This is a genomic window from Agrobacterium sp. 16-2014-1-2a (assembly GCF_053522705.1).
Window position 1 is genome coordinate 298946 of sequence record NZ_JBNWBX010000007.1, and the last position, 9618, is coordinate 308563.

At 59.4% G+C, this 9618-nt stretch carries 8 protein-coding genes; 3 read left to right on the forward strand and 5 right to left on the reverse strand.

The genetic code is table 11. From position 1 onward, the window contains the following. Positions 1 to 2: 2 nt before the first annotated feature. The 5 genes from ACQZ45_RS20660 to ACQZ45_RS20680 form a co-directional block, all read right to left on the reverse strand. Complete coding sequence (locus tag ACQZ45_RS20660; protein WP_003517962.1) at positions 3 to 1361, reverse strand: NAD(P)H-dependent oxidoreductase; 1359 nt, start codon at positions 1359 to 1361, stop codon at positions 3 to 5. Between the two features lie 262 nt (positions 1362 to 1623). Then, positions 1624 to 2637, reverse strand: coding sequence for a LacI family DNA-binding transcriptional regulator (locus tag ACQZ45_RS20665; RefSeq protein WP_019566487.1), 1014 nt, complete (start codon positions 2635 to 2637; stop codon positions 1624 to 1626). 116 nt (positions 2638 to 2753) lie between these two features. Then, positions 2754 to 3764, reverse strand: coding sequence for a D-altritol 5-dehydrogenase (locus ACQZ45_RS20670; protein WP_448742513.1), 1011 nt, complete (start codon positions 3762 to 3764; stop codon positions 2754 to 2756). Positions 3765 to 3780: 16 nt separating this feature from the next. After that, positions 3781 to 4551: a galactitol 2-dehydrogenase gene (locus tag ACQZ45_RS20675; RefSeq protein ID WP_025595922.1), complete on the reverse strand. Its 771-nt coding sequence runs from the start codon at positions 4549 to 4551 to the stop codon at positions 3781 to 3783. A gap of 270 nt (positions 4552 to 4821) precedes the next feature. Beyond that, positions 4822 to 6135: an ABC transporter substrate-binding protein gene (locus ACQZ45_RS20680; protein WP_448742514.1), complete on the reverse strand. Its 1314-nt coding sequence runs from the start codon at positions 6133 to 6135 to the stop codon at positions 4822 to 4824. Between the two features lie 311 nt (positions 6136 to 6446). Here ACQZ45_RS20680 and ACQZ45_RS20685 point away from each other — a divergent pair, with 311 nt between their 5' ends. From ACQZ45_RS20685 to ACQZ45_RS20695, 3 genes are all read left to right on the forward strand, one after another. Further along, positions 6447 to 7454, forward strand: coding sequence for a tagatose kinase (locus ACQZ45_RS20685; RefSeq protein ID WP_161986949.1), 1008 nt, complete (start codon positions 6447 to 6449; stop codon positions 7452 to 7454). After that, positions 7451 to 8728, forward strand: a complete 1278-nt coding sequence (locus tag ACQZ45_RS20690) for a D-tagatose-bisphosphate aldolase, class II, non-catalytic subunit (RefSeq protein ID WP_035199362.1) — start codon at positions 7451 to 7453, stop codon at positions 8726 to 8728. Before ACQZ45_RS20685 ends, ACQZ45_RS20690 begins: the two co-directional genes overlap by 4 nt. A 71-nt stretch (positions 8729 to 8799) precedes the next feature. Beyond that, the coding region (locus tag ACQZ45_RS20695; RefSeq protein WP_448742515.1) for a carbohydrate ABC transporter permease at positions 8800 to 9618 on the forward strand (819 nt) is incomplete at its 3' end.

The window sequence follows — 9618 nt, forward strand, 5'->3', positions numbered from 1 at the left end:
CATCACGCCGCAGCGTCTTTTTGCGGACGGAACTGGTTTTCCATGTCCTGGCGAAGCTTCACCACATCCAGGTCGCTCACCAGTTCCACATCATCGAAGCTGACGATCTGATCCTTCTTGATGGCGCGCTTCAGCTTGACATTATGGGCAAGGCCGATCGGCAGCGCCTTGATGTCGAGGCTGCGGGTGGCAGGGATGGCATTGGCCCAAACCGCGTAACCGCCCTCGCCATCAAGCATTTCGCCGGGCTGCATGTCCTTCTTTGCCGTCGCGACCGCATCGCCGCGGAACTCCTTCGAGCAACCGGTGGCCTCATTGCGCAGTACGGCCGAAAGCACGCTTATCGAAGTTTCGAGACCGATGATGTGGAACGGACGCCACATAGAGGCGTACCAGCCCGAAGGATCGGTCAGCAGTCCATATTGCTTGAAGCAGGCGCGGGCATATTCGTTATGCGCCTTGAAGGTGACGAAAACGCCGTAACGGATGTTATTAAACACCTCGCGACCATCCGGCTCCTGGCTTGCGGCAATATCCACGAGACCGGAACGCGACATGCGGCCGCCATCGGCAGCAGGGCGAAAGACGCGGGCGAGATCATGCAGGCCTGCGGGCGGGAAGGCCAGACCGTCATCCGGGCAATCCAGCCCCGTGCCGTTTGCGACCGCCGCCATTTCGATGGCCGCCTTGGTGCCGTCGGTAAATGAATTGTACATTTTCGGATTGAAGTCGCCCTTGGCCACTTCCTCGTCAGTCCAGCCGAAGTAGCTCCAGACCGTATCAGGCGTCGAATACCGGTAACGCGGCTCGAAATTCATCCCCTTGCCGGCGGAAACGACCTCGAAGCCGGTGGCGCGTGCCCAATCGACCAATTCGCAGATCAGGGCCGGCTGGTCACCGTAAGCCATGGAGTAGATAAGGCCCTTGGCCCTCGCCTTTTCGGCCAGGATCGGCCCGACCATCACATCGGCTTCCACATTGACCATGACGACATGTTTGTTGTGGTCGATGGCTCCGAGCGCATGGCGCGCGCCAGCCAGCGGATGGCCGGTCGCCTCGATCACGCATTCAATCTCGCCGCAGGCGAACAGTTCGTTCACATCGTCAGTCACATAGGTCTTGCCGCTCTTCAGCGCATCGGCGCAGCTCGTCGCGTCATAACGCTCCTTCGGCCAGCCGACGCGGTCAAACGATTCCCGCGCCTTGCCGACATTGAGATCAGCGACGGCGACCATGTGGAAACCGGCGATGCGCTGCGCCTGCGCCAGAACCATGGAACCGAACTTGCCGGCACCGATGAGACCCACCCTGACGGGCTTGCCACCGGCTGCGCGCTGCGACAGAAGAGAATAGAGATTCATGTTTTGACATCCTTCGCTGGGGAAATTGCTGGCGAGAGTGCCCAGTCAGCCCGGCGAAGGCCATGCGATACCGAGGCTACGAAGGGTTAACCCTCGCGGCACCGAAGACATGACGTTTCTGCGTTCCTCCCGGATCCCGGCACACACTTGCGCCGGCTCCCGCGGTCGCCTCCCAAAGCAACCCTGGGAACAGAGTAGGAGCGTTCAAATATTAGTTCTATTTAGAAAAACAGATTTTTCTTTTAATTTTTCTAACAAACTATCAAGCCGATTTGCGCAGCATCAGATCGGCACTGAGGAGAATGCGCTCGCGCATCCGTGTCGTGTCATCCGCCTCCTCGTTCAACTTCTGCAGCAGAAGTTCGATCGATAGCCTGCCGATCTCGTTGTAATTTTGCGCCACCGTAGTAATCGGCGGGCAGGCATAACGCGAAAGCGGATGATCGTCATGGCCGGCTACCCTGAGATCGTAATCCGTGCCATGGCCGACCCTGATGCCCTTCTGGAAGGCGGCGGCGATGACGCCGAAGGCGATACGGTCATTGGCGCATAAAATAGTGCGGGAGGGCAAATGCCCTGCCCCATCCAGTAACCGGGTCGCTTCATCAAAGGCGAAACGCTCGAAATCCCAGGTTACGGTGCCGGGAACACCGATGACATGCGGCTCGAAACCAAGACGCTGCATCGCCTCCTCATAGGCCGTGCGGCGCGTTGCGGCGTTGGTATTGACCTGCGGCATGTCGAAGAAACAGGGCGGCTCGCCCGAACGGCAGAGATAATCCACCATCAGCCCGACGCTCTGGCGGTTGTCGGTGCCGACGAAGGCCGAGGTTTCGTCGAGTGGAGAATCGACATAGACGATCGGTATGCTGGCCGCCAGCTGCTCTAGCGTGGCGCGATGGGACTTGACGCCGAGCGGAGCGATGATGGCGCCCGCGACATTCATCGACTTGAAGGTGCGGATGGCCCGATCCTCGATTTCCGCCTTGCCGTCGGACGACAGCACGAAGGCAAGGAACCCCGCCTCGTTGGCGATGAGTTCGATACGGCTCGTCAGCGCCATGTAGAACGGGTCGGTTGAGTTGGGAATGATGATGCCGATGATATTGGAGCGGCGGCGGTTGAGGTTGACGGCGAAGATATTCGGTCGGAAGCCCGACTTCTTCAGCGCATCCTCGATGGCATCCCGCGTCTTCTTGCGGACCGAGGCCGGATCATTGAAGTATTTCGAAACAGTCGGGCGGGAAAGGCCGACGAATTCCGAGAACTCTTCCATCGTCCTGATAGATTTGGCCAAAGTGCTTGCCCCCATGAAATATTACATGTGGTACTCTATATCGACCGGCCTTCGCACGAAAAGCCGGTCGAATACGGTTATCAACGGCCAAACGATCATTCGGCTGCAAATTGCACTTTCATCGTGGCCGGATCGGACGGCTTTTTCATAAAGAACGGCAGCATATCCGAAAGCGGCAGCCGGTGCGACACCAGCCGCGCCATGACATCGCCATCCGTTTCCAGAATGGCAAGCGCCTGCGGTATGTTGCGGTTCAGCGAATGTGAGCCGACAAGCTTCAGCTGCCGCCGGAAGATTTCGAAAGGCGCAACCGAGATACGGGCATCCGGCGCGCAGACACCGAAAAACAGCGCCGTGCCGCCATCCGCGACCAGCGGGATCATTGCTTCCGCAACAGCTGCGATGCCGGTCGCATCCGCCACGAAATCGAATGCCTTCTGTTGCCGCAGCAGCGCCTCAGACCCGGAAACCGCCGTCTGAAGTCCAAGACTTTCAGCGAAGTCCAGCCTGCTTTCGTTGATGTCAGCAATCGTCACCGTCGCGATGCCGCGTGATTTCAGCGACAGGGCGAGCAGCAGGCCGATGGGGCCGGCGCCAAAAACAAGCGCATTGCCCGGCACCGACCCAATCTCGCCAATACCCGCGCTCTGCATGCCGTTGACGACGCAGGCGAGCGGTTCGGCAAGTGCTGCCACGTGATAGGGCATGGAACCTATGCCATGCAGTTGGTCGGCGCGCACCACGCTGAATTCCGCAAAACCGCCATTGTGGGAAACGCCATAGGCCTTCAGCGTGCTGCAAAGGTTGGTAAGCCCTTTCCTGCAACTGGGGCAGGTGCCGCAGGGCAGATTGGGATCGACGACAACCCTGTCGCCGACCTTGATGCCTGTGACGTCTGCCGCCACCGCCGCAACTTCACCGGCATATTCATGGCCGGGAATGACGGGAAAGGCACCGTCACCGTAACGCGCATGCAGCACGTCGATATCGGTATGGCACAGCCCCGAAGCCTTGACCCGGACAAGGGCATGCCCCGGCGGCAGATCGGCGACGGGCACGTCCGTAAGCACGGCTCGTCCCTTCTCGACGAATTGAATCGCATGCATGGTCATCTCCGGCTTTTCAGCTCATCCAGTTGCCGCCGTCGACATTATATGTCTGGGCGAGAATATAGTCGCTGTCGGACGAGGCGAGGAAAACTGCAAGGCCCTTGATGTCATCCGGCGTGGCGAAACGGCCGATCGGCACGGATTTGGCCACCGCCGCCTTCTTCTCACCCGGCTTCAAGCCTTCCCATTTGGCGAAATGCGCATCGACCACTTCCCAATGCTCGCCATCCACGACACCCGGCGCAATCGCATTGACGTTGATGCCGTGTTTGACGAGCGCCAGCGCCGCCGACTGCGTGGCGGAAATGATCGCCGCTTTGGAAGCGCAATAAAGCGTCACGAGCGCCTCACCGCGCCGACCGGCCTGGCTCGCCATATTGATGATCTTGCCGCCGCGCGCACGCGCGATCATGACATTGGAGACGGCCTTCATCATGAAAAGCGGCCCCTTGAGATTGATGTCGAAAACCCGCTCATAGCTTTCTTCGGTAATGCCGTTGATCGGCGCCATATCGAAGATCGCGGCATTGTTGACGAGAATATCGATGCCGCCGAATTCCTCATCGACCGCCTTTACAACCGCATCGATCTGACCAAGGTCAGTCACGTCCAGACGGATGGCCTTGGCGGATGGGCCTATAGCGGCTGCAGAAGCGGTCGCCCTGGCAATATCGATATCGGCGATGATGACCTTTGCACCCTCATCGGCGAAAGCCTGCGCAAAACCAAGGCCGATGCCGCGGGCGGCGCCGGTAATCAGCGCGACCTTGTTCTTCAATCTCATGTCGATCTCCGTGATGCATGGCGGGTAATGGATGAACTCGGCCATGCGCGTTTGTGTTAGATGCGATTTTCTCACTCCCCTCATTCCTGTGCTTGTCACAGGAATCCAGCCGACGCGCGTGTGCGTGGCGAGAGAGTCCTTTTCAGCCCAAGGACTTGGGCTGACTGGATTCCTGTGACAAGCACAGGAATGAGGGCGGCGGGTGCGCCAGCCCCACCCATGCCGCCCGCCGCCAAAGTGACGAACGGGCGGCACGCCGGGAGGACGCGGCTACTTGATGTAGCCCGCGCGGGTCATATCACGCTCGACCTGTTTCTGGGCGCCTTCGAGCGCCGTATCGACGGTCTGCTGGCCGGAGAGTGCTGCCGCAATCTGCTGGCCGACAACCGTGCCGATCGACTGGAATTCCGGTATGGCGACGAACTGCACACCGGTATAGGGAACCGGATCTTTTGTCGGCTTCGACGGATCGGCGGACATGATGGCTTTCAGCACCGTATCCGCAAAGGGTGCGGCTTTCTTGTATTCCGGCAGCTCATAGGTGGATTTGCGCGTACCGGGCGGCACGGCGACCCAGCCTTCGCTTTCGCCGACCGTCTTCACATAGTTCTTCGAGGTCGCCCATTTAACGAATGACTTGGCGGTTTCGAGCTTCTTCGTGGTGTTCGGAATTGCAAGGTTCCATGACCACGACCAGCTCGATCCGTTCGGCGTTGCCTCTACCGGAGCACGCGTGAAAGCGGTCTTGTCGGCAACCTGGCTCTGTTTGGGATCGTAGATACGTCCCGCAGCCGAGGTGGCGTCGATCCACATGGCGCAATGGCCGGATGCGAACAGCGTCTGGTTCTCGTTAAAGCCGTTGGTCGCTGCACCGGGCGGGCCGTAGGAGGTCATCAGCGCAACATAATCCGAGATCGCCTTTTTCCACGGCTCGCTCGTCAGCTGCGGCTTCCAGTCCATGTCGAACCAGCGTCCACCATAGGTATTGATCATGGTACCGAGGAAAGCCATGTTCTCGCCCCAGCCCGGCTTGCCGCGCAGGCAAATGCCATATTGCTGTTTCGACTTGTCCGTCAGCTTGGCCGCGAAGTCCTTGATCTGGTCGTAGCTCGGATTATCAGGCATATTCAGGCCGGCCGCGTCGAACAGGTCCTTGCGGTAAAGGGTGAACGAGCTTTCGGTATAAAACGGCACCGCGTAAAGCTTGCCGTCCACCGTCAGGCCCTTTTTGATCGGATCGAGCAGATCGGCGTAATCGTAATCGTCGCCGAGATCATCGACCGGAGCCAGCCAGCCCTGCTTGCCCCAGATCGGCGCTTCGTAACCGCCGATGGTCATGATGTCGAACTGGCCGCCATTGGTGGCGATATCGGTGGTGACGCGTTCGCGCAGAACATTCTCCTCCAGCACGATCCAGTTGATCTTGTTTCCTGTTTCCTTCTCCCAGGCGCTGGAAAGCTTCTGCATGATGATCATGTCGCCATTGTTGACGGTGGCGATGTTGATTTCTTCCGCCTGCGCAAGTCCGGCCAAAAGGCCCGCTCCAACCACAGACGACGACAGAATTCCAATGAATTTGCTCATGAGACCCGCTCCTCCTTTACGGATGTCCACGCATAACAATACATGCGTAAATTTTTATCTCGCAAAATCGCGCCATTTGTCAACATCCAAAAATAAACTGTGACGTGAGCACTCTTGGATATATTGCTATAACTCGCTGTTTTAAATTCGATAATGTCATCAAAAATAATTACATGACCCGCTTTACTTGCTGCATCGCAACAAAAACATCATCAAAAAATATCTTGACGCGCGTAAATTTTAGCTGATATCCGGAAAATAACAGAGCCGGGACGCCGGGGATTTGTACCCACCGGAAAGGTGGGAGCCGAATGTATATGGAGGAGATGATGAGGCAGGTATCCGCACTTGCGCCGCACGCGAAAGGCCCGACCATTACGGCGGGTGAAATCCTCGTGGAAATCATGGCGACGACAGTGGGCGACGGCTTTCTCGAGCCGCAAACGCTGATCGGCCCCTTTCCAAGCGGCGCGCCCGCCATTTTCATCGATCAGGTCGCGCGTTGCGGCGGCAGCGCCGGCATTATCGCGGCGGTTGGCGATGACGATTTCGGCCGCCTCAACATCGAGCGGCTGCGCCGTGACGGCGTGGACATATCGGCCATCGCCACCATTGCGGACCGGCCGACCGGCAGCGCTTTTGTCCGCTACAGGGAAAACGGCGCACGGGATTTCGTTTTCAACATCGCCCATTCGGCAGCGCGCGAAACGCACATGACTGATAAGGCGCAGGCTCTCATCGAACAGGCGGGCCATGTGCACGTCATGGGATCGGCATTTGCGATTGCCGGTATCGGCGAGATCATTCTCGAGGCGATCAAAAGCGTCAAGGCGCGCGGCGGCTCGGTGTCTTTCGATCCGAACATCCGCAAGGAACTGGTGCAGGGTAACGAGGGCCGCAAGCTGATCGACGATCTCCTTGATGTCACCGACCTTCTGCTGCCTTCCGGCGAAGAACTTCAAGCTGCCTCCGGTCTGGATGACGAGGACGCAGCGATAGAAAAGCTCCTCGCCTCCGGTATCGGCGAGATCGTGCTGAAGCGCGGCGCGCAAGGCGCCAGCCACTTCAGCCGCGCCTATGGCCGCATCGACGCCCCCGGACTGACGGTCTCGGAAATTGATCCGACCGGCGCCGGCGACTGTTTCGGCGCAACTTACCTCACCTGCCGCCGCCTCGGCATGCATCCCGAAAGAGCGCTCGCCTATGCCAATGCATCCGGCGCGCACAACGTCATAAAGCGCGGCCCCATGGAGGGCGCTGCCAGCCTTGCCGAACTTGACGCCTTCATGACCGCGCTATTGTCGGAGGAAGTCCTATGACCGCCATTCTGGAAAACCTCGCCGCCGCGCGCCGTGCCGGCAAGCCCGCAGGCATCACTTCGGTCTGCTCTGCCCACCCCGTTGTCCTGCGCGCCGCAATCCGCCGCGCCGCTGCCGGTCAAACAGCCGTGCTGATCGAGGCCACCTGCAACCAGGTCAATCATCTCGGCGGTTATACCGGCATGACGCCGCGCGACTTCGTTACCTTCGTCAACAGCATTGCGCAGGAAGAAGGACTGCCCGGCGAGCTCCTGATTTTCGGCGGCGATCATCTCGGTCCCAATCCCTGGCGCAAGGAGAAAGCCGAGGACGCGCTGACAAAAGCAGCCACCATGGTCGAAGCCTATGTCACAGCCGGTTTTCGCAAGATTCATCTGGATGCGTCGATGGGCTGCGCCGGTGAGCCGGCCGCACTGGATGACGTGACCATTGCCAATCGTGCGGCAAAACTCGCGGCTGTCGCCGAAAAGGCAGCCGTGGAGGCGGGCCTGCCAAAACCGCTTTACATTCTCGGCACCGAAGTGCCGGTGCCGGGCGGCGCCGATCACGTGCTCGACACGGTGGCGCCCACCGAGCCGCAGGCGGCGCGCACGACCATTGACCTGCACCGTGAGATATTCGCGCAGCACGGTCTTTCCGATGCGTTCGAACGGGTCATTGCCTTTGTCGTGCAGCCCGGCGTGGAATTCGGCAGCGACAATGTCGTCGCTTACAATCCGGATGCGGCCACGGCGCTCAGCGCCGTACTGGACGGCGAACCGCAACTGGTCTTTGAGGCGCACTCGACGGATTATCAAACGAGAGCAGCGCTTGGCGCCCTTGTGCGCGATGGATATCCGATCCTGAAAGTCGGTCCGGGGCTGACCTTCGCTTACCGCGAAGCACTCTACGCTCTCGATATGATCGCATCCGAGATGGTCGGCGGCTATGGCGACCGGCCGCTGGCGCGGACCATGGAACAGCTGATGCTCGGCGCGCCCGGCGACTGGCAGGGTCACTACCATGGTGATGACATCACGCTCAGATTGCAGCGTCACTACAGCTACAGCGACCGCATTCGCTATTACTGGACAAGGCCCGAGGCGCTCGCAGCCGTTTCCGCCTTGCATAAGGCGCTTGACGGGAAGACAATTCCCGAAACCCTGCTGCGCCAATACCTCGGCGAGCTGCCGCTCGCCACGGTTGCAGGCAAGGATATGGAGGAGGTTCTGATCGCCGCGGTGGATCAGGTGCTAGCAACCTACCATGCGGCGACGGGCGAAGGTCGCTGCTAAGACAATCGTCAAGTTAAATTCGGATGCCCCGGCGGAGACGTTGCGGGTATCGGTCATGGAGGGGACTACCAATGGCAACACGAAACACGAGCGGTCTGGCGCGGGTTATGCTTGCGCCTTCGGTGCTGCTTTTGCTGGTGTGGATGATCGTGCCCCTGGCGATGACGCTGTGGTTTTCGTTCCAGAACTACAATCTCCTCAACCCTGCCAATGTCAGCTTCGCGGGCCTGTTCAATTACCAGTATTTCTATACCGATCCGGCCTTCTTCCAGTCGATCTTCAACACGCTTGCCATCGTCGGCGGCGTGCTTCTGATCACTGTCATCGGCGGTATTACGATTGCGCTTCTGCTTGACCAGGACATCTTCGGTCAGGGCATCGTGCGCATCATGATCATCTCGCCCTTCTTCGTCATGCCGCCTGTCGCGGCGCTGGTGTGGAAGAACATGATCATGCATCCCGGTTACGGCGTGCTTGCCGATCTGTCGCGCTTCTTCGGCCTGCAGCCGGTCGACTGGTTCGCGCAGTTTCCGCTGCTCTCCATCATCATCATCGTCGCCTGGCAATGGCTGCCCTTTGCCACGCTGATCCTGCTCACAGCCCTGCAGTCGCTCGATGGCGAGCAGAAGGAAGCGGCCGAGATGGATGGCGCCAACTTCATCAACCGCTTCATCTACCTGACGCTGCCGCATCTTGCCCGCGCCATCACCGTCGTCATCCTCATCCAGACGATCTTCCTGCTCGGCGTTTACGCGGAAATACTCGTCACCACCAATGGCGGCCCCGGCTACGCCTCGACCAACCTTGCCTTCCTCATCTATCGCACGGCGCTTCTGGGCTACGACGTCGGCGGCGCATCGGCCGGTGGCATCATCGCCGTCGTGCTCGCC

What these genes read in the sequence shown, in the direction of transcription:
- ACQZ45_RS20680 (WP_448742514.1), bottom strand. Translation starts at nt 6,135, where the DNA reads ATGAGCAAATTCATTGGAATTCTGTCGTCGTCTGTGGTTGGAGCGGGC.
- ACQZ45_RS20670 (WP_448742513.1), bottom strand. Translation starts at nt 3,764, where the DNA reads ATGCATGCGATTCAATTCGTCGAGAAGGGACGAGCCGTGCTTACGGAC.
- ACQZ45_RS20690 (WP_035199362.1), top strand. Translation starts at nt 7,451, where the DNA reads ATGACCGCCATTCTGGAAAACCTCGCCGCCGCGCGCCGTGCCGGCAAG.
- ACQZ45_RS20660 (WP_003517962.1), bottom strand. Translation starts at nt 1,361, where the DNA reads ATGAATCTCTATTCTCTTCTGTCGCAGCGCGCAGCCGGTGGCAAGCCC.
- ACQZ45_RS20675 (WP_025595922.1), bottom strand. Translation starts at nt 4,551, where the DNA reads ATGAGATTGAAGAACAAGGTCGCGCTGATTACCGGCGCCGCCCGCGGC.
- ACQZ45_RS20685 (WP_161986949.1), top strand. Translation starts at nt 6,447, where the DNA reads ATGTATATGGAGGAGATGATGAGGCAGGTATCCGCACTTGCGCCGCAC.
- ACQZ45_RS20665 (WP_019566487.1), bottom strand. Translation starts at nt 2,637, where the DNA reads ATGGAAGAGTTCTCGGAATTCGTCGGCCTTTCCCGCCCGACTGTTTCG.